Source organism: Erwinia billingiae Eb661 (assembly GCF_000196615.1).
GTDB lineage: Bacteria > Pseudomonadota > Gammaproteobacteria > Enterobacterales > Enterobacteriaceae > Erwinia > Erwinia billingiae.
The window spans coordinates 1,582,379-1,606,112 of sequence record NC_014306.1 but is presented as its reverse complement, the minus strand read 5'-3'; the positions used below and the strand labels follow the sequence as shown (position 1 = coordinate 1,606,112).

Sequence of the window (23,734 nt, the reverse complement as noted above, 5' to 3'; positions counted from 1 at the left end):
CCGCGACCAAAGACAAAACTGTGACGCACTCTATGTTAATGACTTGTTGTCATCAGTTGTTATGTCTTGTACATACAACCAGAGCAATTTTTATGCCATTTTCACCCTTACCGGCTCACCCCTGCTAAAACAAGACACGTCTGAGCCAAACAGCCGTTTAGCCTGGTAACGACATCAACCTTTTGCACCAGAAGAAGGCAATACGCACCAAAACGGCACGGTTAAGTGCGGCTAACGGCGGCAAAAAATGTCTGTTGTACCGTCAGATACACTGTGTACACTTTCTCCTCAGCCCGCAAAAAGGTATCCGCAGTGTCAGACCACAAAGCGCTCTCCGAGATGATTACCCTGCTCAGCAATGAACCCGCCCCGCTCTATCAACAGGTCAAACAAGGCATCATCAACCTGATCCGCGCCGGACACTGGCAACCCCATCAGCGCGTTCCCTCGGAAAGTGAAATGGTGGTGGAACTGGGCGTCAGCAGAATGACCATCAACCGTGCGCTGCGGGAGCTGACCAGCGAAGGGTTTCTGATGCGCCTGCAGGGCGTCGGCACGTTTGTCGCCGAGTTAAAGGCGTTCACGCCGATGCTGGAGGTGCATAACATTGCCGATGAGATTGCCAGCCGGGGACATCGTCACGCCAGCGAGGTGCTGTTCCTGCGTGAGGAAAAGGCCGAGTTTGTCGCCGCCCAGGCGCTGGGCATCAGCGTGGGGGCAGTCCTGTTTCACTCGCGCATTATCCATTTTGATAACGAGATACCGGTGCAGTTAGAGGATCGTCAGGTTAATCCGCGGGTCGCCCCTGACTATCTTCAGCAGGATTTTACCCAGGGAACGCCCTTTGCTTATCTGACCGGGATTGCGCCGTTAACCGCCGGCGAGCATGTGGTGGAAGCGGTGAGCGCCACGGAAGAGGAGCGGCAGTTGCTGCAGATTGCGGTGGGCGAACCCTGCCTGCAAATTCAGCGCCGCACCTGGCATCAGCAGGCGGTGGTGACCTGCGCACGCCTGCTGTATCCGGGCGCGCGCTATAAGATGTTCGGCCGTTTCCAGCCGCAGAATTAGGGGATTAAGCCAGCCTGCTGATTGAACAGGCTAGTGAGGTTAGCGCTTTAGCATCCGGTCGATAAGTTGCTTCAGCAGCGGTTGCAGCGTGCTGGCCTTATCGCCGCGCCAGTTAAACGGCGGCGTCTCATCCATGTAATTGCACTGGGCCAGCTCCAGCTGCACCGCATGCTGATTTTCTTCCGGCTTACCGTAAGCGCGGGTGATGTAGCCACCCTTAAAGCGCCCGTTCATCACCCAGCTGAAGCTGGATTGCGCGGCACAAATCTCCGTCAACCCTTCGGCGATGGCCGGGCTACAGCTCAGGCCGCCATTGGTACCCAGATTCACATCCGGCAGCTGGCCGTCGAACAGACGCGGGATCACCGAGGCGATGGAGTGCGCATCAAACAGCAGTGCATAGCCAAACTTCTGCTTAATTCGCGCCAGCTCCTTTTGGATTTGCTGATGGTATGGCGTCCAGAGAGTCGCCAGATAGCCCAGCCGCTGCGCATCGCTCGGCGTCATGCCGGGCTTGAAGGTTGGCGTACCGTCAAACAGCGTTTCGGGATAGAGCCCGGTGGTGGCGGTGGTGTACAGCGCCTCGTTGTCCGGCGGTCGGTTCATGTCGATTACAAAACGGGAATAGTTGGCCACCAGCACGCTGGCACCCATCTCACGGACAAAATCATACAGCTGGGGGATATGCCAGTCGGTGTCCGGCAGGCCGCGAGCCGCTTCACTCAGGCCCTGTTCGACTTCGGGTGTCAGCGCGGTGCCGGCATGCGGGATGCTGACCAGTAAGGGTAGCGAACCCTGGGTAAACTCAAATGGTTTCATCGAATTGCCTCTCCTCTGAAGATCACCTGACAAGGCAATTGCCCGCCAAGCCAGTAAACCAGTTCCGCCGGGCGCTTGAGCGGCCAGTGAACGAAATCAGCGTATTTGCCGGTCTCAAGCGATCCCTGCGTATCCGCCAGGCCCAGCGCCCTTGCGCCATGCAGCGTGGCTCCCGCCAGCGCTTCTTCCGGCGTCATACCGAACAGCGTGCAGCCCATATTCAGCATCAGGCGTAATGACAGCGCGGGCGAGGTGCCCGGATTGGCATCGCTGGCCAGCGCCATCGGCACTTTGTACTGGCGGAACAGCGCCACCGGCGGCACCTGTTTTTCACGCAGCAGGTAGAAAGCGCCGGGTAGCAAGACGGCCACGGTGCCGCTTGCGGCCATCGCGGCCACATCCGCTTCGGTGGCATATTCCAGGTGGTCAGCAGACAGCGCGTTAAACTTCGCCGCCAGCGAACTCCCACCGAGGGAAGAGAGCTGTTCGGCATGCAGTTTCACCGGCATCCCCAGCCGTTGCGCGGCCTCAAACACGCGGGTGACCTGAGCAGGCGAGAACGCCAGATGTTCGCAGAAGGCGTCCACCGCATCGGCGAGTTTTTCGCGGGCGACCTGCGGCAGCAGCTGTTCGCAGATCAGCGTGATCCAGCCATCAGGATCGGATTTGAATTCAGGTGGGGTGGCATGAGCGGCCAGGCAGGTCGAGCGAATCTGCACCGGATGGATCTTTGCCAGCTGGCGGATCGCTTTCAACATCCGCAGTTCGCTCTCCTGGTCCAGCCCGTAACCGGATTTGATCTCAACGGTGGTGACGCCTTCCGCCAGCAGTCTTTCCAGCCGCCAGCTGGCACTGGCCACCAGTTCGTCGAGCGAGGCTTTGCGGGTGGCGGTGACCGTCGAAATGATCCCCCCGCCCTGCGCCGCAATTTCGCTGTAGCTGACGCCGTTGAGTCGTTGTTCGAACTCGTGGCTACGGTCGCCGCCGAACACCAAATGCGTATGGCAATCGACGAAGCCTGGCGTCACGATCCCGCCATCCAGTTTGTTATGGATATCGGCGCGAATATGTTTTGCGTCTTTCCATGGGCCAATCCAGACGATCCTGTCCTGACGCACCGCGATAGCCCCGTTCGGGATGATGCTATACTTGCCCTCCTGCATCGTCACGATATCGGCACCGTACCACAGGCTGTCACAGCGAAGTTCACCGCTCATCTTCTCTCCCGGCTTTACTGTTGATTCATAAGTATGTATATGTATATACAACTACATTGCCTGGGAAGCAACCATGATGGCTCGCTATTTTGCGCCGCGCGTCCTGCTGGTGGACGGTTGGCATCACGATGTTTTGATTGAAGTCGACGACGCTGGTTTTATTCAGAAGCTCACGCCCAATGCCGCTGAAGGCGACGCCGAACGCCTGAATGGCGCGGTGATCCCGGCGATGGCAAACCTGCATTCTCATGCCTTTCAGCGCGTAATGGCGGGGCTGGCAGAAGTGGCTGGCGATCCGCAGGACAGTTTCTGGACCTGGCGCGATTTAATGTATCGCATGGTGCAGCGCCTTTCGCCCGAACAGGTTGGCGCCATCGCCGCCCATCTTTATGTCGACATGCTGAAAGGCGGCTATACCCAGGTCGCTGAATTCCATTATCTGCATCACCACACCGACGGCACGCCGTATCCGCAGGATCAGATGTTGCAGCAGCTGATTGCCGCAGCCGGCCGCGTCGGCATCGGTCAGACCATGTTGCCGGTTCTCTACAGCTATGCCGGTTTTGGTGCGCAGCCGCCGCAGCCGGGCCAGAAGCGCTTTATTCAGGATACCGCCGGTTATTTGCGTCAGCAGCAGCAGTTGGCTGAGCTGCTCGCCGACAAGCCGTTGCATAATCAGGGGATTTGCTTCCACTCGCTGCGTGCGGTCAGCGAAACGCAGATGCGTGAGGTGCTGGCCGCCCTGTCGGACAGTCTGCCGGTGCATATTCACGTTGCCGAGCAGGAAAAAGAGGTGGCTGACAGTCTGGCGTGGAGCGGTGAACGCCCGGTCAGCTGGCTGCTCAATCGGTTTGCGGTGGATGCGCGCTGGTGTCTGATCCACGCCACTCATCTCGACGAGAGCGAGGTTTCGCGTCTCGCCGCCAGCAAGGCGGTCGCCGGTCTTTGCCCGACCACCGAAGCCAATCTCGGCGACGGGATTTTCCCGGCCACCGACTATATCGCCCTTGGCGGCCGATGGGGCATCGGTTCCGACAGTCACGTTTCGCTGGATGTCGTTGAAGAGTTGCGTCTGCTTGAATACGGTCAACGGCTGCGCGATCGTCGTCGCAACCGCATAGTCACCCCAGAACAAACCTCGGTTGGCGATCTGCTTTACCGTCAGTCGCTGGAAGGCGGCGCGCAGGCCTGTGGCGTGAAGATGGGTCAGCTGGCGCAAGGATACCGGGCCGACTGGTTGGTGTTGGCCGATGATGCGTTATTGGGAAGCACGGCAGACGCTTCGCTGTTGAACCGCTGGCTGTTTGCCGGGCATCGTGGGCAGATTCAGGACGTCTTTGTTGCCGGTAAGCAGGTGATTGCGGACGGTAAGCATGCCGATCAGCCGCAAATCGATGCGGCTTTCCGTGCTGTGGTTGAGGCGCTGAAATGATGCATTTCTTTGACATGCAAACCTTGCCGGTCAGCCGTTGGCGAAATGGTGGCGGCGAAACGCGAGAGATCATCAGTTTCCCGCCTTCCGTCGAAGCCTTCAGCTGGCGCATCAGCATTGCCACCATCGCTCAGGACGGGGATTTTTCCCTGTTTCCAGGCATCGATCGGGTGATCACGCTCCTGGACGGCGACGGTGTGGAGCTGAATGCCCGTGGCAAGTATCAGCAGCTGTTGTTGCGTAATCAGCCATTTGTTTTCGCGGGTGAAGATGAGATTGCGTCACGGTTAATCGGTGGCGTAAGCAGTGACTTTAACGTGATGACCCGGCGGGAAACGCATCAGGCAGCGGTGCGGGTGGTCAACGAAAGTATTTTCCCTGCCGCCGAAACCGCCGGCGTCGCCTATGTGTTAGCCGGAGAATGGGTCCTTGGCGACCGCCGTTTGCAACAGGGTCAGGGCGTCTGGTGGCCGCAAAACGGTGAGCCGCTGGCACCGGGATCGGCGGACGCCGAGTTGCTGTTTACGGAGATTAGGCAGAGATAGGTTGGGTTGGTGAGTTAAGTCGTCTGGGTGTCTTGGTGGCAAGGTCTGGGAGAGTTTGTGGCTGCTATTCTGTAAGTCGTTTGGGGGTCTTGGTGGCAAGGTTAGGGAGAGTTTGTGGCTGCTATTCTGTAAGTCGTCTGGGTGTCTTGGTGGCAAGGTCTGGGAGAGAGGGGTGAACACAAAGTCGCCGTGAACCCATCCCTGGGGGCTCAGCGGCGACATCCCTGTCGCCGATGCTTTGCTTATCACCCCTCTCTCCCTTCCCGTCAGCTTCAGCGTCGAATAGTTAATTCGGGACGCACAGGTCAAAACCAGATGGATTTTGACCTGTGCGTTCACCAAAGCATCCGAAAACGTTGAAGTTAGTGGGCGGTAGCACAGAGCGGGTTAGCCGAGTGTATGCCGCAGGGATGCGGCATCCAAGCCCCCAGGGATGGGTTCACGGCGTCTCGGATAACCCGCTCTGTGCGGACGCTATACACCGAACCCGGTCTTGACCTTGACTGAAGGCTAACACCAAAGCCGAATTTGACCTTGGCTGAAGACTTACACCCAACCCGGTTTTGACCTTGACTGAAGACTTACACCGAACCCGGTTTTGACCTGTGCATCCACAAAACCGCCCAATAAACGTTGAAGTTACCGGGCGGTAGCACAGAGCGGGTTAGCCGAGTGTATGCCGCAAGGATGCGGCATCCAAGCCCCCAGGGATGGGTTCACGGCGTCTCGGATAACCCGCTCTGTGCGGACGCCATACACCGAACCCGGTTTTGAACTTGACTGAAGGCTTACACCAAAGCCGAATTTGACCCTGGCTGAAGACTTACACCGAACCCGGTTTTGACCTTAGTAAACTTAGCCGTGCCCCTTAAAACGCCCCAGCAACTTATATCGCGAGCCGGGATACAACAGCTTGGCGTAGGTCACGATCTTCGCGTCACTCCATGTCTGACGACGGATTAACAAACAGGGTTCATTGGCCTCTATCGCCAACGACGTACACTGCTGACGATTCGGCAATACCGCTTCGACAATGTGCTCACCCGCCGTTAATGGCGCGACGCGCATCAAATAGGTGTAAGGGGTTTGCGCGGTGAAATCCTGCTGCAAATAATCCGGCGCCACCAGCGGATTCACCAACCGGTCCTCCAACTGAACGGCCAGATCGTTCTCGAAATGCACAATCACCGAATGGAACACCGCATTACCGGTGCTCAAACCCAATACCGAGGCCTGCTCAGGATCGGCTTTGATTTCCCGTAATGCCACAATCTTGCAACTGTGGCGATGCCCGCGCTGAGCAATCTCCTCGGCAATATTGTGCACTTCCAACATCGCCGTGTAACCTTTCGACTCGGCCACAAAGGTGCCGACGCCCTGCATGCGGATCAAATAGCCTTCGCTGGTCAGCTCACGCAACGCCCGATTTATGGTCATCCGGCTGACGCCAAGCTCATTCACCAACTCGCTCTCAGACGGCACCCGCTGATTCGACTTCCAAACGCCTTCCGTAATCTGGCTGACGATCGCCTGCTTCACCCGCTGATAAATCGGCGCAGGCTGATCGCTCATGGCGGCTGAAAGTTGAGAAATGGCAGTCTGCTCGACCATAAATTGCTTCCTTAATGAAAATACTTTCGCCAGTTTACTGTTAACCCACCCAAATGTATATACATCTGAGGGGCAACCACTGCACTGCAATGGAGCAGCATGCTTCAGAATAGCGCACGACCCGCGCCTCGATTAAAAACACCACCAGCCCAGTCACCACGCGGATCCGGCCCTGAAGCCCGCCGCCACCTCGCCTGAGATGAAATTCACCACAGACAGAAAGTTTTGTGATCGAACTGGCACAAGCATTGCTAATTGTATAGACAAGACTATACACATCTGCTTCACTGCAGAAAGTGACCTGTTAAGCCCCCGCTGCCCAATGGCAACGGCATCCCTGAAAAAGGGTCGATACCCTACGAACTTGTCTATACAGGAGTATACCATGTCAGCCACCCCGCATCTCTGCCACCTGATCCCCGGTAAGGTTGAGTTGGCGATGCTGAAACGCATCTATCACGGTGAGGTTCACCTCTCGCTGGATGACAGCGCCCGCGCCAAAATCCTTGAGGCCCGCGCCACCGTCGAAGCCATCGTTAATTCTGGCAAGGTAACCTACGGCATCAACACCGGCTTCGGCAAACTGGCGCAAACCTCTATCCCGGCTGAACGCCTGGCGGAACTGCAACGCAACCTGGTGCTCTCGCACAGCGTCGGCCTGGGTGACCTGCTGCCCGATGATGTGGTGCGCGTGGTGATGGCGACCAAAATCATCAGCCTGGCGCGCGGCCATTCAGGCGTGCGCATCGAACTGATCGACGGCCTGCTGGCCCTGTTTAACGCCGGCGTGATGCCCTGCATTCCCGAAAAAGGATCGGTTGGCGCGTCCGGCGACCTCGCACCGCTGGCGCACCTTTCCCTGATGCTGCTGGGCGAAGGTGACGTGCGGGTTGAAGGCAAACTGATCCCGGCGACGGAAGGCCTGGCGCTGGCCGGCCTGCAACCGTTCGTGCTGGGACCAAAAGAAGGCCTGGCGCTGCTGAACGGCACCCAGGTGTCGACCGCACTGGCCCTGCGCGGCCTGTTCGAAGGCGAAAAAGCCTTTGCCGCCGGACTGGTTGCCGGCGCGCTGTCGCTGGAAGCCATCAAGGGATCGATTAAACCTTACGACAGCCGCATCCATGAAGCGCGCGGTCAAGTGGGGCAAATCGCCGTGGCCGCCGCCGTCACTGCGCTGCTGGAAGGCAGTGAAATCCTCCCTTCGCACGCCAACTGCGGCCGGGTGCAGGATCCCTACTCCATTCGCTGCGTGCCTCAGGTGATGGGCGCCTGCCTCGATAACCTGACCCACGCCGCCAAAATCCTGCAGATTGAAGCCAATGCGGCTTCGGATAACCCGCTGGTCTTCAGCGACACCGGCGATGTGATTTCCGGCGGTAACTTCCATGCCGAACCCGTTGCCTTCGCCGCCGATATTCTGGCGCTGGCGATTGCCGAAATTGGCGCCATCTCCGAACGCCGCATGGCGCTGCTGCTGGATACCGGCCTGTCCGGCCTGCCACCGTTCCTCGTTAACGATGGCGGCGTCAACTCCGGCTTTATGATTGCCCAGGTCACCGCGGCCGCGCTGGCCTCGGAAAACAAATCCCTGGCGCACCCTGGCAGCGTCGACAGCCTGCCTACCTCGGCAAACCAGGAAGACCACGTCTCAATGGCAACCTATGCCGCCCGACGCCTCGGCGCGATGTGCTTTAACACCTCGGCGGTGGTCGGCATTGAAGCGATGGCGGCGGCACAGGGCATAGACTTCCATCGCCCGCTGCAAAGCTCTCCGCTGATTGAGCAGGAACTCTCTGCCCTGCGCGAGCGCGTCGCCTTCCTCGACAAAGATCGCCTGATGGCGCCGGATATTGAACAAATGCGGTTATGGGCAAGCAGCGACCGCTGGCCGCAGCCAGTTGCCGCCCTTTTACCCAGTGCAGCACGTTAAGCAACCCCAAAATTAAGGACTGAAAAATGAGTGACAACGTAAGCAAAGCCGTGGCTCGCGAAGTGCGTGCCCCTCATGGTAGCGAACTTAACTGTGCCAACTGGCTGATTGAAGCGGCCTACCGCATGATCCAGAACAACCTCGATCCCGACGTGGCAGAGCGCCCGGAAGATCTAGTGGTGTACGGCGGCATCGGGAAAGCGGCCCGTAACTGGGAGTGCTTCGAGCAGATCCTGCGCTCGCTGAAAGCCCTGCAACCGGAAGAGACGCTGCTGGTTCAGTCCGGCAAACCGGTCGGCGTGTTCCGTACCCATGCCGATGCGCCGCGCGTGCTGATCGCCAACTCCAACCTGGTGCCGCACTGGGCCACCTGGGACCACTTCCACGAGCTGGATAAAGCCGGCCTGATGATGTACGGCCAGATGACCGCCGGTTCCTGGATCTACATCGGTGCCCAGGGCATCGTGCAGGGCACCTTCGAAACCTTCGTTGAAGCCGGCCGCCAGCATTACAACGGCGACCTGAGCGGTAAATGGATACTGACCGCAGGCTTAGGTGGCATGGGCGGCGCGCAAACGCTGGCTGGCGTACTGGCTGGCGCGTCGGTGCTGGCCGTTGAGTGCCAGGAATCGCGTATCGACTTCCGCCTGCGCACCCGCTATGTCGACTTTAAAGCCACCAGCCTTGATGAAGCGCTGGCGATGATCGACAGCGCCAACAAAGAAAAACGCGCAATCTCCGTCGGCCTGCTGGGCAACGCCGCTGAAATCCTGCCGGAACTGGTGAAACGCGCCAAAGCTGGCGGCATGAAGCCGGACATCGTTACCGATCAGACCTCGGCCCATGACCCAATCAACGGTTACCTGCCGGTGGGCTGGCGCGTTGAGCAGTGGGAAGAGACCCGCAAATCCGATCCTAAAGCGGTGGCGAAAGCCGCCCGTGCCTCGATGGCGGTGCATGTGCAGGCGATGCTCGACTTCTGTCATATGGGCATCCCCACCGTCGACTACGGCAACAATATTCGCCAGGTGGCGCTGGAAGAAGGGGTCAAAAATGCCTTCGATTTCCCAGGCTTTGTCCCGGCGTATATCCGTCCGCTGTTCTGTGAAGGCAAAGGTCCGTTCCGCTGGGTGGCGCTGTCTGGCGACCCGGAAGATATCTACAAGACCGATGCCAAACTGAAAGAGCTGTTCCCTGATCACAAAAACCTGCACCGCTGGCTGGATATGGCGCAGGAGCGCATTGCTTTCCAGGGCTTGCCAGCCCGTATCTGCTGGCTGGGACTGGGCGAGCGTCACCTTGCCGGTCTGGCCTTTAACGAAATGGTGCGCAATGGCGAACTGAAAGCGCCGGTGGTGATTGGCCGTGACCATCTGGACTGCGGCTCAGTCGCCTCGCCAAACCGGGAAACGGAAGCGATGAAAGACGGTTCTGATGCCGTTTCCGACTGGCCGCTGCTGAATGCGCTGCTGAATACTGCGGGCGGCGCGACCTGGGTCAGCCTGCACCACGGCGGTGGCGTCGGTATGGGCTTCTCACAACATGCGGGCGTGGTGATTGTTGCCGACGGTACCGCAGAGGCCGATAAGCGTCTGGGCCGCGTGCTGTGGAACGATCCGGCGACCGGCGTGATGCGTCATGCGGATGCGGGTTATGAACTGGCGCAGGAATGTGCCGCGAAGCACGAACTGAACCTGCCGATGATTCGCTAGACCTGATGGCCGGGCGCCCTGCCCGGCCTGTTTCATTTTTTCGACATCCGCACAGCACGCCATTTCTGCCCGCCATTTTATGCTACCTTAAATCAGCCAGATATCAGGAATGACAGCCCGCAGAGGAGAGGACGTTATGGCAATCCCCGTTTCGCTGATTGAACAAGCCACCCGCTGGCGTAAAGAGCTGCATGCTCTGCCGGAACTGGGCTACCAGGAACATCAGACTTCCCGCAAAGTCGCTGAACTGCTGCGGGAATTTGGCTTGCAGGTGCATACCGGCCTGGCCGGCACTGGCGTGGTGGGCTCGCTGGAAAACGGCCCTGGGCCGACGATTGGTTTCCGTGCCGATATGGACGCCCTGCCGATCACCGAGCTGGGCAATGCCGAATGGCGTTCCACCCAGCCAGGCGTGATGCATGCCTGTGGACATGATGGCCATACCGCCATGCTGTTGGCCGCCGCAAAACATCTGAGTGAAACCCGCCAGTTTAGCGGTACGGTGCACTTTGTTTTTCAGCCGGCGGAAGAGAATCTCGGCGGCGCCCGCAAAATGGTTGCGGATGGCCTGTTTGAGCTGTTCCCGATGGATGCGATCTACGGCCTGCATAACTGGCCCGGCTTGCCGGTCGGTCATCTGGCGGTTAACAGCGGCGCGATGATGGCCTCGCTGGATGCCTTCGAAATTACCCTGCATGGCAGAAGTTGCCATGCGGCGATGCCTGAAAACGGCGCGGACCCGATTGTGGCTGCCGCCCAGCTGATCCTCGCACTGCAAACCATTCCAGCCCGTCGCCTGTCGCCGCTGGCGTCTGCGGTGGTCAGCATCACCCAGATTGCCGGTGGTGAAGCGATCAACGTTATCCCGGAGAATGTGGTGCTGCGCGGCACCCTGCGCTGTCTGCAAGGGGATGTCCGAAGCAAAGTGCGCAAGATGATTGATGAATTCGTTACTACCTTCACCGCACCAATGGGCATTGAAGGCAGCATTGAGTATCTGACGGATTATCCGGTGACGCGCAACAATGCGGCGGAAGCGGAGAAGGTGCGCGACTGTGCGCTGGCGCTGCTGCCGGCTGAACGGGTGCATTGGGAAGTCAGTCCGTCGATGGCGTCGGAAGACTTCGCCTGCATGCTGGACGTCTGTCCGGGTGCCTACTTCTGGATTGGCGCCGATGGCGAGACGCCCTCCAGGCCGTTACACAATGCCCATTACGACTTTAACGACCAGCTAATTGGCGAAGGCATTTCGCTGTGGACCGCGCTGGCCGAGCGTTTACTGCCTCTGCGTTAAACTAACGTCGGGCGGTAAACGCGCCGCCCGAATCTCTGTCACGCAACTCTCCCCGCGACGTCGCGCTTAATAGCCGGCAGCGTCGATCTGCACTAACCCTTCGGCGATATCCGCCGCCCGACCGGTGGCGACATAACAGCAGGCGATCTGCTGGCGCAGCGCTTCCGGCACCGCAACCTCACGATTCAGGCAGCGGGTGATCCAGGCGGCGGTGGTGTCAGCATCTTTCGCTTCCGGCAGGGCATCACGGTCGGTAACCACCTCGTCCTGGCGCGGCAGCATCAGTTGCGGTTCGCTGCCATTGATCAGGCTGATGGCCGGAAAACGCTGGGGATTGGCGTACACCTCGCCTTCGGTACCGTTCAGCAACAGCGCACGACCGCCGATCGCCTGGAAAAACTTGCCGACGCGGGGAATGTACTCAGGATGGGACACGCTGGAGAGGCGCAGCGCCGCGTCTTCCGCAAACGGCGTCGCCAGCTTGGCCAGCGTGTGTGCGCTGTTACGCACGCCCATCTTCCAGCGCAGCGACAGCTGACGATCCAGCGGTTCACACAGCGTGGCAACGGTCATAAACACCAGTTCACCCTGCGCCAGTTTTGCCTGGGCCTGTTCGGCGTTGTGCACCGCTGGCACGTCTAACGCCGCAAAAATCGCTTCGCTGGTAATGCGGGTCGGATCGTCGCTGACGCCATGGACCACCACCGGAAAGCCGAGCCTGCTTAACAACAGCGCCAGCAGCGGCGTCAGGTTTCCCTGTTTGCGCGCGCCGTTGTAGCTGGGGATCACCACCGGCATCGGCTGATTGGCCGGCGGCGTCAGCTGCATCACCCGTTCCTGCATCGCCTGATAAAAGCCGAGCATCTCTTCTTCGCCTTCGCCTTTGATGCGCAGGGCAATCAGAATGCCGCCGAGTTCCAGATCCGGCACCGCTCCCGCCAACATCTGGCGATAGAGATCGCGCGCGGTGGCAAAATCGATATCACGGGCATGGTTTTTACCGCGCCCGACTTCTTTGATGATCTTGTTATATTCCATGCTTCTACTCTGTTCGGTGGTTAGCGGCGACGACGGGCGGCAGGTTTCTTGCCGCTGAGGGCCGGACTGGCTTTCGGCAACGGCCCTTCCGGCATGGCAGGTTGCTCGATCGGGAAGACCGGAAGCGCCCCCAGCAAACGGGCGCCGTAACTTTTGCTCAGTAAACGGCGGTCGTAAATCACGATTTCGCCAAAACATTCATGGCTGCGGATCAGCCTGCCCACCTGCTGAATCAGATTAAAGGAGGCGCTGGGCAGACTTTGTACTTCAAACGGGTAGCGCTTCAGGCTTTTCAGCCATTCGCCCTCGGTCAAAATAACCGGACTGTCCACCGGGGGGAAAGCAATTTTATGAATATGCACCTGGGACAGCAAATCGCCCTTCAGATCCAGACCTTCGGCAAACGACTGCAGGCCAACCAGAATGCTGGTTTCACCCTGCTCAACGCGCTTGCGGTGTAAGGCCACCAGCGCCGGACGCGGCTTATCGCCCTGCACCAGCATCATCAGCCGCAGTTCAGGAATGTAAGCGAGGAACTGCTGCATGGCGCGGCCGCTGGCAAACAGCACCAGGATGCCTTTGTGCTTCGCCTGCTTAATTTGATCGCGGAAAAAGTGCGCCATTTCCGCCAGATGCTTCACCTCATTCGCCAGCATCGGCTCGTACTGCATCTGTGGGATCACCAGCTTGCCCTGGTCAATATGGTTAAACGGGGAATCCAGGGCGACAAAACGATCGCCGACCTTCTCCGTCAGGCCAGACATCTCCTGCAAACGCTGGAAGCTGCTGAGCGAGCGCAGGGTCGCGGAGGTCAGCACCACATGGGGAATTTTGCGCCACAGCAGTTTCTCCAGCTGATCGCTGACGCGGATCCCGGCGCAATGAAACATCAGATGCGCATTGCCTTCACGGATTTCCCGCGTGGCCCATTTCGACACCGGTGCGCCAGAGGCTTTCTCCATCGCCGCCAGCCGCCACAGTTTGCTGCTGGCTTCAAACCAGCCCAACGCCTTGTTCATCTGGATCAGCGTGCGGTGCAACCTGACCACATCAAACTGGCCGGATTTTTCGCTCAGATCGTTAAGCAAGGCTTCTGCCAGACCGCGCAGCCCGTCGCTGAGCTTAAACAGGCGCGCACAGATCGTCAGCACCTCTTCCGGCAGCAGGCCCATTTCAAAGCGGTATTCGCCTTCCTGATTATTGGGCGGCAGCAGCTGGGCGAGGATATGCGACAGCTGCTGAAGCTGTTCACGCACCTCTTCGCAATGGGCTTTCAGCCGCTCAGGATTACTGAGCCCCGGCGGCCTTTTTGGCTGAAACTGCGCCATACACTGCTCCACCAGACGGCAGAACAGATCGAGCTGTAAGGTGGTCCAGCCCGGGGTGATCTCGCCGCTCATTTCCAGCGCATCGCGGGCGACGTCCGGCAGATGATGGCCCTCATCCAGCACCAGCAGCAGGTTTTTCGCTGGCGGTAACACCGATTCGGTTTCCAGCGCGGCCATCACCAGCGCATGGTTGGCGACCACCACATCCGCATGTTCAATCTCGCGGCGGGCAACATAGAACGGACATTCACGAAACCAGTGGCAGTTGCTGGCCAGGCAGTTGGCTTTATCGGTGCTCAGGCGCTGCCACAGGGAATCCTCAATGGTGTCTTCGCAGTGATCGCGCAGGCCGTCCCACTGATGGCGGTTGAGGTTTTTTTCCAGCGTGGTGCACAGCGCGCGCTCATCCTTGCTGGCGGTCATCTGCTCATCAAGGAACAGCAGCAGATCGCCCTGCTTCTCTTCATCGGTGGCCAGCGCCGACAGATTGCGCGGGCAGACATAGCGCCCACGGCCAAAGGCCGCCGTGAACTGCAGATCGGGAATGATTTTCTTCAGCAGCGGCAAATCCTTGCTGTAAATCTGATCCTGCAGCGCCACGTTAGCGGTACTGACCACCAGCGGCTTCTTCTCGTCACGGCTGACCGCGATGCCGGGGATCAGATAGGAGAGCGTTTTCCCCACGCCGGTCGGCGCTTCAATCGCCAGATGGCGACCATCATCGCCCGACAGCGTTTTCGCCACTTCGGCAATCATCTGCCGCTGCGGCGCGCGGGGAATAAAATCGGGAATTTGTTGCTGAAGGGCTTTATACCATTCGGCAATTTGCGTTTTTAACGCGGCAGATAACGCCATGACAACCACTTTTTACTGAGACGGCCTGTATTTTTACACAGTATAAGGCTGACGTCAGCCTTCTTAGATTATTGTGTCGGCGCGGCACGCAATTTTACTAAATCGCGGAAGGTCCTGATCAGCGTCTCCCGGCTGCGCCCACGGCGGAAAATCAGTGAGAAAGAGGCCTGATAGCTGAACTGCTGCGGAGACAGCCTTTTCAGCCGCCCTTTCTCCACCCAGGGCCGCGCACAGTGTTCCGGCAGATAGCCGATATAACGCCCGGAGAGGATCAGGATCAGTTGCGCTTCAATACTTTCCACCGAAGCGGCGCTGGCCTTGAATCCACGCCGCATCAGCTCGGCCTGATTCCAGTAACTGCGGGTGACAAAGCCATAATCATGTAGATCCAGCGCATCGAGGTCCGGCTGGTCAAACAGCTGATGGCTGTCACTGCAGTACAGCCAGTGCTGCTCGTGATGCAGCGGCACCGTCACCAGGTTATTGACGTTAACCGGGAAATGACCGATGGCCAGATCCAGCCGGTTATCCAGCACCTTCTGCTGCAGCTCATTGGGATCGCGAACCGAAAGATTGAGGTAGACCGCCGGGAATCGCTCGCTGAACTGATTGATGCTCTCCGCCAGCCCCAGCCGGGTGTCGGTAGAGACGGAATCCACCACCCCCAGCGAAAAAACGCCGCCCTGTTCGGTTTTCAGCCCCTCAACCTGGCGGTCAAAGTCGGACAGCGTGCCCAGCAGCTGCAGGCTGTATTGCAAAAACTGTTCACCGCGCGGGGTTAACGAAAATCCGCCGCGTCCGCGCTGGCACAGCACAAAACCCAACCGCTGCTCCAGTTCGCTCATATAACCGCTGATCGCCGGCATGGTCATATTCAACTCTTGCTGCGCGCGGGAAAAGCCCTGGCAGCGGGCCACCGTGGCGAAAATAGTCAGTAGCTTGAGGTTGGGCAGACGGGTGGCGCTCACGGCGGATCCTCAGGGTCGGCAATCAGTTATGAATTTTCTGAACTGATTATTTGCTCTCAGGGATTTTTTCACAAGCCTGTACGACAGATGATGGCGTTTCATTTGCTGACTGCCCGGAGGCGCACCCGATGCAACCTGTTGATAATCACTCTTTCCCGCAGCCACAAAGCGGTAACGATATGCCGCGTTTTGCCGGACGTGGCACCATGATGCGCCTGCCGGCAGCCGACACGCCGGCTGGACTGGATGCGGCCTTTGTTGGCATTCCCCTGGACATCGGCACGTCGCAGCGCTCAGGCACCCGTTATGGCCCGCGCGCCATTCGGGCGGACTCGGTGATGATCCGGCCGTATAACATGGCCACCGGCGCGGCGCCGTTTGATTCACTGCGGGTGGCTGACCTCGGCGATGTGCCGATCAATACCTATAATCTGCATAAATCCGTACAGATTATCGAAGACTACTACACCGGGCTGAACGCCTTCCCGCTGGTGCCGCTTACGCTCGGTGGCGATCACACCCTGACGCTGCCCATTCTGCGCGCGCTGGTAAAAAAGCACGGACCGGTAGGACTTATCCATGTCGATGCGCATACTGATACCAATGACGACATGTTTGGCGAGAAGATTGCGCATGGCACCACCTTCCGCCGGGCGGTCGAAGAAGGATTACTCGATCTCAAACGGGTGATCCAGATTGGTCAGCGGGCGCAGGGCTATGATGCCGGCGATTTTCAGTGGGGCGTCGACCGGGGTTTCCGTCTGGTACCCGCTGAAAAATGCTGGTATCAGTCCATGGCACCGCTGATGGCAGAGGTTCGTGCGCAGATGGGCAGCGGCCCGGTTTATCTTTCCTATGATATCGACAGCTTTGATCCCGCCTGGGCACCGGGCACCGGCACGCCGGAAGTGGGCGGCTTAACCTCGATTCAGGGGCTGGAAATTGTGCGCGGATGCCGCGGTCTGAACCTGATTGGCGCTGACCTGGTTGAGGTTTCACCCCCTTATGATATCAGCGGCACCACCTCGCAGCTGGCAGCAAACATTCTCTACGAAATGCTCTGTGTGTTACCCGGAGTGAAATACAACTGAAGGCGCCCTGCGTCGGCACATTGATAAGGTCAGTCATGTCTGAACAAAATCTGGTTTTCCCGGCCCGTGTGTTGCGTGGCGCAGGGGTGATTCATCAGTTAGGAGAAATCTGTCGCGAGCTGGGGCAGCGCGCGTTGCTGATTGGCGGCCATCAGGCGCTGAAAGCGGTGGAGCCGCAGGTGCGAACGCAGCTGGCGGATGCAGAAGTGGCGCTGGTCGGCTGCGAATGGTTCGGCGGGGAAACCTCGCTCACGCAGATTGCCCGGCTGGGTGAGCTGGCAATGGCGTTAAGGGCGGATGTGATTATCGCCACCGGCGGAGGCAAGTCGCTGGATACCTGTAAGGCGGTAGGCGCTGAATGCAATATCCCGGTAATTACCCTGCCCACCATTGCCGCCACCTGTTCGGCGGTGACGCCGCTGAGTATTCGTTACGATGATAACGGCAACTTTCACGATATCTTTCCGCTGCATCAGGCGCCGGCGGCGGTGATTATCGACAGCGAACTGCTGGCGCTGGCACCGCTGCGCTGGCTGGCGGCTGGCCTCGGCGATACGCTGGCCAAGTGGTATGAATTCCGTGCGGTCAGCCAGCGTCACCCGGCGCTGGATGCCAACGCCCGTTCTTCGCTGGCGCACAGCCATATCTGCTATGAAATTATCGCCGCCCACGGGCCGAAAGCGGTCGAGGCGGTGCGCAAAAATCTGCCTGATCACCATCTGGATCAGGTGCTGGACGTGATCTTTACCTTTGCCGGCCTGACCTCATTGATGAGCAATGGCGCGCATGCCGCAGCCGCACACGCGATTTATGAAGGCTTTACCTTCTGCGATAAAACCCGCGAATTCGGTCACGGCCTGCTGGTGGGCTACGGCAATCTGTGTCTGCTGGCGCTGGAAAATCGCAGTGATGAAGAGTTGCTGCATGAGATGGCGTTGGCGCACAAATGCGGCGTGCCGCTGAGTCTGCAAGAGATTGCCGGGCTGACGGAGGAAGAGCTTGAGGTGATTGTCCGCGAGTCGGTACACGCGCCGGATATGGAAAACATGGCCGAACCGGTTACTGTCGAGGCGCTGTACCAGGCGATTGCCCGCGTGGAGGCGCTGGCAGCGCAGCGATAAGCCGCGAAGTTAGTGGTGAAAACGGCGCCTTTCGGCGCCGGTAAACCCGCAGCAAACGCTATCCTCCAGGTTATCCAGTAAAGCTTCGCTTTCGCTCTCCTCCGGATTCTCCAACCCACCTTCGCTTTCGCTATCGGCCTGCTGATGCCAGCAGACGCTAGCTTCCGCTATCCGTTTCCAGCCGGGCTTTGCCGATGCGGCCGATAAACGGCAGGCGCAGCGCGGGAGATTTCACATCCACGCCCATATTGAAGCCGAGGATATTGATCTCCAGCCCTTCCTCCCCACCCAACGTTAATCCCAGCACGCCCAACAGCGAGGCCTGGAAACCGCGTCCTGACGGCGGCAAACCGACCGGATTGGTCAGCGGCCGGAAATCTTTGCCGATGGCGTTAGCGGGCAGATCGAGCTTCAGCGCGGGGACTTCGCGGCCAATGTGCGCCAGGAAGGTATTGCTGTTCGGGCCAGGCCAGACGCGGTAGGTGTGCGGCCACGGATAGCTTTTAATTGCCGCTTCAATCTGCGGGATCATCGCCTCTGCGCCAGCGCCCCGGTGATCGACGATCAGCTGCGGCTGACCGCCAAACCAGTAACCGTCCGGCAGGGTGAAATTCTCTCTGATGACGTTGTTACTTCCCCAGCTCACCACTTCATAGCGGCGGAACTGCGTCTCGCCAGCCTTCTTAAAGATGATCCACGGATGAACAGCCAGCAGCCCGCGCCAGCTAAAGGCAGGCGCAATATACACCTGCACAATGGCGGTCTGCCTGAAGGCCACCGGATCGGGGGCGATGCCGGCGGAATCCCGTTTCGCTGTGGACCAACTCTGACCGGTCATCGCCGTACCGTTCTGCGAGGCGTTAAGGTAACTCTGGCCGAAAGAGAGCAGCATGATGCAGATAAATCCAATACTTAACACTTTCAACGTGAGCATAGTTCCTTGATCCACCTGGGGGAAAAACGGGCATTAAAGGAAAGTAACCCCCGCAGCGCCTGAAGGTCAACTGCGGGGATTTTTTTAATGCACCGTCAGCAGATTCAGCAGTTCCTGCATATCGGTCTGCTGCTCCAGCGTCAGGCAGTAAGCTTCCAGCGCGGCGGTTTGCTGCGCCGGTAACACCCTGACCGCCAGCTGTTGAAACTTCAGCAACAACGCCTCATCGCTCAATGGGTTTTGCGGCGATCCCAGCGGAACGGTCACCTGCTTACGCCCGCGCTCGCCGCTAAGCGTTTCCAGCTCAACAATCGGCTCTTCGTTGCTGTTCTGGCTGGCGTCGACATGCAGCACAATGCGTTCCAGCATGGCGGCCATCTCTGTGCTGCCGCGTTTTTCCGCGTCATACGCCGCGAGGCCCGCATGGCCATACAGCACGCGTGCGGCCATCGCGTAAGGCAGGCTCATCTGCGCCGCCGCCAGGCTTGCAAGATCGCTGTTGCCGCACATCTCCTGCAGGAAAGGATTGAGGTAAACGTGAAGGCGGGCAATCTCTGCGGCGCTGCAACGATGGGCTGCCATCAACTCGCCAACGGCATCCACCGCCGAATGCGTGCCGCGGCAGGAGGCATAGGGCTTGATCGAACAACGGTTGAGTTTCCATACCAGCCCCAGTTCGGCGGTCAGCGCTTGCGGTTGCCGACTGGAAGGAGCCAGCGTCTTCAGGAAGCCGCCCCAGAGATCCTCAAAGGTTTGTGATGCCCCAGTGATTCCCTGGCCGGCGAGCATCGCCGCCAGCACCCCGCCCTCTGCGGCCCGTCCGGCGTGCAGCTTCTTGCTTTGCGAACCGTCGTGGATAAAGCCCCATAAGCCGCCGCTAAAGCTGGCCGCTATGCCCAACGCCTGCACCGTTTGGTTCTGATTAAGCTTAAGTAATGAGGCCACCGCCGCCGCCGCGCCAAATACGCCGCAGGTGGAGGTGGAATGCCAACCGGCTTCGTTGTGCGGTGCATAGCCACCGCAGGCTTCCAGCACCCGGCGGCCAATCTCATAGCCCAACACCACGGCGGTAATCAGCTCGCGGCCCGTGACATCAGGCGGGCACAGTGGCAGCACCGCCATCACCGCAGGCAGCACCACCGCGCCGGAGTGATCGCAACCGCCGGTATCGTCCAGCTCATACATATGCGCTGCAATACCGTTCAGCCAGGCCGCATTACGCGGCGAGGTGGCCAGCGAACGTCCCCAGACGCGGGCAGCCGGCGCGCAGCCTTCAGCCAGCACCGTTTGCTGAACCGCCAGCGCGATCGGGCTGTTGCTGCCCGCAAGGGTCGCGCCGAAGGTATCCAGAATATGCCGTTTGGCGCGCTCAACCAGCGCCTCAGGCAGATCGCTGAAGGTGGTTTGCACGACAAAGCGGGCCAGTTGATTGATGCTCTGGCTCATGCTTGCTGCTCCTGACGCTGGCGCTGGAAGATCTCCGCTGGGTGTTCGCTGACGTTATCCGGCTGGGTCTGCCACCACGCCGCCACTTCTCCGGCGCTGGCCAGCCAGACCTTTTCATGGCTGCGGATAAAGTCCAGCAGTTCGCCAAGCAGGCCAATGCGCCCGGCCGTCCCGATGATTTCGGGATGCAGGCGTAAGACGTAGCACAGGCCAAAGCGGTGGAAGCCCTGAAAATCGAGCTTCATATTTTCCAGCGTCTGCTGATACGAGGCGATGCGCGACTGCCCCGGCGGCACCGCCGGACTGAGGTTGAAGGCGAAGTAAGGCTCGTCTTCCAGTTCATAGTGCATCGGCAGTTCCACCAGCCGGGTGGCCGGATGAAAATAGGGCAAATCGTCACCGCGCCAGCTGGAAGACCAGCGGATGCCGCGATCGCTCAGCGCCGCTGCCAGCCCCGGTTTCCACTGCCCGGCCGGCGTGCGGAATCCCACCGGACGCTGGCCGCAGGCGGCTTCCAGCCGGTCGCAACCGGCAGTGACGCTGCTTACCTGCTCCGCCAGCGTCAGGGTATCGAAATTCTGATGGCGATCGCCGCTGCCGGCAATTTCATGCCCCGCGGCGACGATCCGCGCGAACACCTCAGGATTCTCTTCCGCCACGATAGCGGGCAGACACCAGCTTGCGCGCACGTTCTTCTCTGCCAGCAGCTTCAGCAGGCGATCGACGCCGCGAAGCGTGCCGTAACGCCAGACCGACAGGGTTTTATCGCGCCCGGCCACGGCGGGGGTGTGCGTCAGAATGCCGTGAATATCATTGAAATCGATGGTCAGCACCACGGCGGATTGCTGCCCGTCTGGCCAGCGTGTGGGTTCAGTCATGCTGCTGCTCCTTGAGATACCAGTGGGCGACATCGCGGCAGCGGGCGAACCACACGTTGCGCTGGCGCATATGCGCGATAAATTGTTCCAGCAGCAGAATGCGGCCGGGTTTCCCGCTAATTTTCGGATGGAACAGGGTGGTCAGACACAGCCCTTCGTCCATCGCGCCATCAAATTCGCGGCACCAGTTATCCAGCGTCAGGGCATAGCTGGCGGTGCGATCCAGCCCTTTCGGGAAGTCCGGCTCGCGGGTGTAGGCCAGCGAGGCATAATCATCCATCTCCCATTTGCCGGGGATTTCCACCAGCTTCTGCGTAAAACCCGGCACGGCGATGGCGTAGGGCCGGTCGTCGCCGCGCATACTGCTGGAATAGGTGACGCCAGCGTCCAGCAATATGCCCGGCGTCTCGTGGTGCCAGTCGCCCGATGGCGTGCGGAACCCCTCGGCACGGATACCGAGGTGTTGCCAGAAAATCTCACGGGATGTCGCCATCACCTGACGCTGCTGTTCGCCGCTCAGGGCATAGAAGGATTCATGGCGGTAACCGTGATACGCCACCTCATGCCCTTTTTCGACGATGGCGGCGCACTGCTGCGGCCACTGCTCCACCACCCACGCCGGAATAAAGAAGGTGGCGGGAACGTCAAACTGCTCCAGCAGATCGAGGATCCGCCCCAGCGCGCGGAACGGACCGTAGCCGCCGAAGGTGAAATACTCGGGCGTCTGCCAGATCGTGCCGTTAAGCATCGCGTCACCGGTGGGGCCATCGAGATCGAAGGCCAGTGCCATACAGCCCTGCTTGCCTTGCGGCCAGCGCGGGCGAACGTCAGGTGAGGTCATCATCAGTTCCCGTTCACGGTCGCTGTTTTCACGGCGTTATCCGCCAGGCCCCATTTGCTGAGGATCTTCACATAGCTGCCATCGGCGATCATCGCATTGACCGCGCCCTGCACCGCTGCAATCAGCGCCGGATCGTTTTTGTCGATCGCCATGCCGGTGAACTGCGAAGCGATCGCCTTATCCAACGGTTTGTAGGTGTTTTTCTCCAGGTTCATCACGTACGGCAGGGTTTCGCTGCCCTGCACCGCGCCATCCAGACGACGCTGACGCAGCTGGGTACGCGCATCTGCCGTACCTTCCGCGCCGACCACCACGATAGCGGGCTTACCTTTGGCTTCGCAGTTGGCCTGGCTCCATTTGGCGATTTCCTGTGGGAAGGTGGTGCGACGGCTGGTGCCGACTTTCTTGCCACACAAATCGGTCGCGCTGTTGATGTCCTTGCGCGCCGCTAAGGTGTAGAACTGCGGGCCGGTAGTGAAGTAGTCGATAAAGCTGACCACCTTCTGACGTTCGGCGGTGTCGGTCATGCCGGACATCACCATATCGACACGCTTAGTTGATACGGCATTAACCATCTGTTCAAAGGCAATTTCCTGCCAGTTGATTTTGACCCCCAGCTTCTCGCCAATCGCGTTACCCAGGTCGACATCGACGCCGGTTAAGGTATTGGTGGCCGGATCTTTGAATTCCATCGGTGGATAGTTCGGCATGATGGCCACGGTCAGTGCGCCTTTCGCTTTCAGGGCAGCAGGCAGCTCCGCAGCCCAGGCGGCGGAGTTAAGCAGAACAGCGGCAGCAACGGCAGTAAGCACGATCTTTTTCATCTGATTTACCCTGGTTATTAAAGAAGAATGGCGTTGATAAAATTCTGCATCCGCGGATTTTGCGGATTCAGCAGGATGTCTTCGGGCGCACCGCGTTCGATAATGCGACCTTCATCCATGAACACCACCTGGTTGGCCACCTCACGGGCAAAGCCCATTTCATGGGTGACCACCACCATCGTGGTTCCTTCTTTTGCCAGCGTCCGCATCACGGCCAGCACTTCGCCGACCATTTCCGGGTCAAGCGCCGAGGTTGGCTCGTCGAACAGCATCAGCTTGGGCTTCATCGCCAGCGCGCGGGCAATCGCCACACGCTGTTGTTGTCCGCCGGAAAGCGCCTGCGGATAGGCGTGCGCCTTACTGGATAACCCCACCCGATCCAGCAGCGCCATCGCTTCTTCCGTCGCTTCCCGCTTTGGCCGCAACAGCACCCTGCACGGCCCTTCAATCACGTTTTCCAGCGCGGTTTTATGCGGGAACAGGTTAAAACGCTGGAAAACCATGCCGGTTTGCAGCCGCTGACGGGCAATCTGCTTGTCGCTCAGCGGATGCAGTTTGTTGCCGGCCATGCGGTAGCCGGCCAGTTCGTTGTCGATCCAAATCCCGCCCTGATCGACCCTCTCCAGCTGGTTAATGCAGCGCAGAAAAGTGCTTTTGCCGGAGCCGGACGGCCCCAAAATGCACATCACCTCGCCGTAATTTACCTCCAGACTGACGTCCTTCAGGGCATGGAAATGGTCGAAGTACTTGTTCACCTCAACGGCTCTGACGATATTTCTCAT

The 23,734-nt window shown here is 59.3% G+C and carries 20 protein-coding genes; 8 read left to right on the top strand and 12 right to left on the bottom strand.

The features are described 5' to 3' along the window. Positions 1–339 precede the first annotated feature (339 nt). On the top strand, positions 340–1,068 hold the full coding sequence (gene hutC / locus EBC_RS08845) for a histidine utilization repressor (RefSeq protein WP_407919945.1): 729 nt from the start codon (positions 340–342) through the stop codon (positions 1,066–1,068). 39 nt (positions 1,069–1,107) lie between these two features. On the opposite strand, the gene hutG is transcribed toward hutC (EBC_RS08845), so the two are convergent. Then, on the bottom strand, positions 1,108–1,887 hold the full coding sequence (gene hutG, locus EBC_RS08840; RefSeq protein ID WP_013201444.1) for an N-formylglutamate deformylase: 780 nt from the start codon (positions 1,885–1,887) through the stop codon (positions 1,108–1,110). Next, positions 1,884–3,104 (bottom strand): imidazolonepropionase, encoded by a 1,221-nt coding sequence (gene hutI, locus EBC_RS08835; protein WP_013201443.1) that lies wholly within the window; start codon positions 3,102–3,104, stop codon positions 1,884–1,886. The genes hutG and hutI overlap by 4 nt, the downstream gene beginning before the upstream one ends. A 76-nt stretch (positions 3,105–3,180) precedes the next feature. On the opposite strand from hutI, the gene EBC_RS08830 reads away from it, so the two are divergent. Continuing rightward, entirely contained in the window at positions 3,181–4,536 is a 1,356-nt protein-coding gene (locus EBC_RS08830) for a formimidoylglutamate deiminase (protein WP_013201442.1), read from the top strand. After that, positions 4,533–5,081, top strand: a complete 549-nt coding sequence (locus EBC_RS08825) for a HutD/Ves family protein (protein ID WP_013201441.1) — start codon at positions 4,533–4,535, stop codon at positions 5,079–5,081. Before EBC_RS08830 ends, EBC_RS08825 begins: the two co-directional genes overlap by 4 nt. Positions 5,082–5,936: 855 nt before the next feature. Here the strand turns inward: EBC_RS08825 and hutC (EBC_RS08820) are convergent. Further along, positions 5,937–6,692 carry a histidine utilization repressor gene (gene hutC / locus EBC_RS08820; RefSeq protein ID WP_013201440.1) on the bottom strand — a complete coding sequence of 252 codons (756 nt, stop codon included), beginning with the start codon at positions 6,690–6,692 and terminating at the stop codon, positions 5,937–5,939. Between the two features lie 385 nt (positions 6,693–7,077). On the opposite strand from hutC (EBC_RS08820), the gene hutH reads away from it, so the two are divergent. From hutH to EBC_RS08800, 3 genes are all read left to right on the top strand, one after another. Beyond that, positions 7,078–8,622, top strand: coding sequence for a histidine ammonia-lyase (gene hutH / locus EBC_RS08810; protein ID WP_013201439.1), 1,545 nt, complete (start codon positions 7,078–7,080; stop codon positions 8,620–8,622). Between the two features lie 26 nt (positions 8,623–8,648). Then, a complete protein-coding gene (gene hutU / locus EBC_RS08805; RefSeq protein ID WP_013201438.1) occupies positions 8,649–10,334 on the top strand; it encodes a urocanate hydratase in 1,686 nt (561 codons plus the stop codon). Between the two features lie 136 nt (positions 10,335–10,470). Further along, positions 10,471–11,628 carry a M20 aminoacylase family protein gene (locus tag EBC_RS08800; RefSeq protein ID WP_013201437.1) on the top strand — a complete coding sequence of 386 codons (1,158 nt, stop codon included), beginning with the start codon at positions 10,471–10,473 and terminating at the stop codon, positions 11,626–11,628. A 66-nt stretch (positions 11,629–11,694) separates the two neighbouring features. On the opposite strand, the gene ybiB is transcribed toward EBC_RS08800, so the two are convergent. The 3 genes from ybiB to EBC_RS08785 form a co-directional block, all read right to left on the bottom strand. Beyond that, complete coding sequence (gene ybiB / locus EBC_RS08795; protein WP_013201436.1) at positions 11,695–12,666, bottom strand: DNA-binding protein YbiB; 972 nt, start codon at positions 12,664–12,666, stop codon at positions 11,695–11,697. Between the two features lie 20 nt (positions 12,667–12,686). Further along, positions 12,687–14,849 (bottom strand): ATP-dependent DNA helicase DinG, encoded by a 2,163-nt coding sequence (gene dinG, locus EBC_RS08790; protein ID WP_013201435.1) that lies wholly within the window; start codon positions 14,847–14,849, stop codon positions 12,687–12,689. Between the two features lie 68 nt (positions 14,850–14,917). Next, positions 14,918–15,817, bottom strand: a complete 900-nt coding sequence (locus EBC_RS08785; protein WP_013201434.1) for a LysR family transcriptional regulator — start codon at positions 15,815–15,817, stop codon at positions 14,918–14,920. A gap of 128 nt (positions 15,818–15,945) precedes the next feature. Here EBC_RS08785 and speB point away from each other — a divergent pair, with 128 nt between their 5' ends. Further along, entirely contained in the window at positions 15,946–16,908 is a 963-nt protein-coding gene (gene speB / locus EBC_RS08780; protein ID WP_013201433.1) for an agmatinase, read from the top strand. Between the two features lie 35 nt (positions 16,909–16,943). After that, positions 16,944–18,029 (top strand): iron-containing alcohol dehydrogenase family protein, encoded by a 1,086-nt coding sequence (locus EBC_RS08775; RefSeq protein ID WP_013201432.1) that lies wholly within the window; start codon positions 16,944–16,946, stop codon positions 18,027–18,029. 157 nt (positions 18,030–18,186) lie between these two features. Here EBC_RS08775 and EBC_RS08770 read toward each other — a convergent pair whose 3' ends face one another. From EBC_RS08770 to EBC_RS08745, 6 genes are all read right to left on the bottom strand, one after another. Beyond that, on the bottom strand, positions 18,187–18,963 hold the full coding sequence (locus tag EBC_RS08770; RefSeq protein WP_013201431.1) for a DUF3750 domain-containing protein: 777 nt from the start codon (positions 18,961–18,963) through the stop codon (positions 18,187–18,189). 84 nt (positions 18,964–19,047) lie between these two features. After that, positions 19,048–20,409 (bottom strand): MmgE/PrpD family protein, encoded by a 1,362-nt coding sequence (locus tag EBC_RS08765; protein ID WP_013201430.1) that lies wholly within the window; start codon positions 20,407–20,409, stop codon positions 19,048–19,050. Then, positions 20,406–21,287: a polysaccharide deacetylase family protein gene (locus EBC_RS08760; protein WP_013201429.1), complete on the bottom strand. Its 882-nt coding sequence runs from the start codon at positions 21,285–21,287 to the stop codon at positions 20,406–20,408. Before EBC_RS08760 ends, EBC_RS08765 begins: the two co-directional genes overlap by 4 nt. Next, on the bottom strand, positions 21,280–22,128 hold the full coding sequence (locus EBC_RS08755; protein WP_041691951.1) for a polysaccharide deacetylase family protein: 849 nt from the start codon (positions 22,126–22,128) through the stop codon (positions 21,280–21,282). Before EBC_RS08755 ends, EBC_RS08760 begins: the two co-directional genes overlap by 8 nt. A gap of 2 nt (positions 22,129–22,130) precedes the next feature. Next, positions 22,131–22,952, bottom strand: coding sequence for an ABC transporter substrate-binding protein (locus EBC_RS08750; RefSeq protein ID WP_013201427.1), 822 nt, complete (start codon positions 22,950–22,952; stop codon positions 22,131–22,133). 17 nt (positions 22,953–22,969) lie between these two features. Continuing rightward, on the bottom strand, positions 22,970–23,734 hold the full coding sequence (locus EBC_RS08745) for an amino acid ABC transporter ATP-binding protein (protein ID WP_013201426.1): 765 nt from the start codon (positions 23,732–23,734) through the stop codon (positions 22,970–22,972).

Excerpts from the sequence above, each read along its gene's own strand:
- hutC (WP_013201440.1), bottom strand. The coding sequence starts at position 6,692 with ATGGTCGAGCAGACTGCCATTTCTCAACTTTCAGCCGCCATGAGCGAT.
- EBC_RS08745 (WP_013201426.1), bottom strand. The coding sequence starts at position 23,734 with ATGAGAAATATCGTCAGAGCCGTTGAGGTGAACAAGTACTTCGACCAT.
- hutU (WP_013201438.1), top strand. The coding sequence starts at position 8,649 with ATGAGTGACAACGTAAGCAAAGCCGTGGCTCGCGAAGTGCGTGCCCCT.
- dinG (WP_013201435.1), bottom strand. The coding sequence starts at position 14,849 with ATGGCGTTATCTGCCGCGTTAAAAACGCAAATTGCCGAATGGTATAAA.
- hutC (WP_407919945.1), top strand. The coding sequence starts at position 340 with ATGATTACCCTGCTCAGCAATGAACCCGCCCCGCTCTATCAACAGGTC.
- hutI (WP_013201443.1), bottom strand. The coding sequence starts at position 3,104 with ATGAGCGGTGAACTTCGCTGTGACAGCCTGTGGTACGGTGCCGATATC.
- EBC_RS08825 (WP_013201441.1), top strand. The coding sequence starts at position 4,533 with ATGATGCATTTCTTTGACATGCAAACCTTGCCGGTCAGCCGTTGGCGA.
- speB (WP_013201433.1), top strand. The coding sequence starts at position 15,946 with ATGCAACCTGTTGATAATCACTCTTTCCCGCAGCCACAAAGCGGTAAC.
- EBC_RS08830 (WP_013201442.1), top strand. The coding sequence starts at position 3,181 with ATGGCTCGCTATTTTGCGCCGCGCGTCCTGCTGGTGGACGGTTGGCAT.
- hutG (WP_013201444.1), bottom strand. The coding sequence starts at position 1,887 with ATGAAACCATTTGAGTTTACCCAGGGTTCGCTACCCTTACTGGTCAGC.
- EBC_RS08770 (WP_013201431.1), bottom strand. The coding sequence starts at position 18,963 with ATGCTCACGTTGAAAGTGTTAAGTATTGGATTTATCTGCATCATGCTG.
- EBC_RS08800 (WP_013201437.1), top strand. The coding sequence starts at position 10,471 with ATGGCAATCCCCGTTTCGCTGATTGAACAAGCCACCCGCTGGCGTAAA.
- ybiB (WP_013201436.1), bottom strand. The coding sequence starts at position 12,666 with ATGGAATATAACAAGATCATCAAAGAAGTCGGGCGCGGTAAAAACCAT.
- EBC_RS08760 (WP_013201429.1), bottom strand. The coding sequence starts at position 21,287 with ATGACTGAACCCACACGCTGGCCAGACGGGCAGCAATCCGCCGTGGTG.
- hutH (WP_013201439.1), top strand. The coding sequence starts at position 7,078 with ATGTCAGCCACCCCGCATCTCTGCCACCTGATCCCCGGTAAGGTTGAG.
- EBC_RS08765 (WP_013201430.1), bottom strand. The coding sequence starts at position 20,409 with ATGAGCCAGAGCATCAATCAACTGGCCCGCTTTGTCGTGCAAACCACC.
- EBC_RS08755 (WP_041691951.1), bottom strand. The coding sequence starts at position 22,128 with ATGACCTCACCTGACGTTCGCCCGCGCTGGCCGCAAGGCAAGCAGGGC.
- EBC_RS08750 (WP_013201427.1), bottom strand. The coding sequence starts at position 22,952 with ATGAAAAAGATCGTGCTTACTGCCGTTGCTGCCGCTGTTCTGCTTAAC.
- EBC_RS08775 (WP_013201432.1), top strand. The coding sequence starts at position 16,944 with ATGTCTGAACAAAATCTGGTTTTCCCGGCCCGTGTGTTGCGTGGCGCA.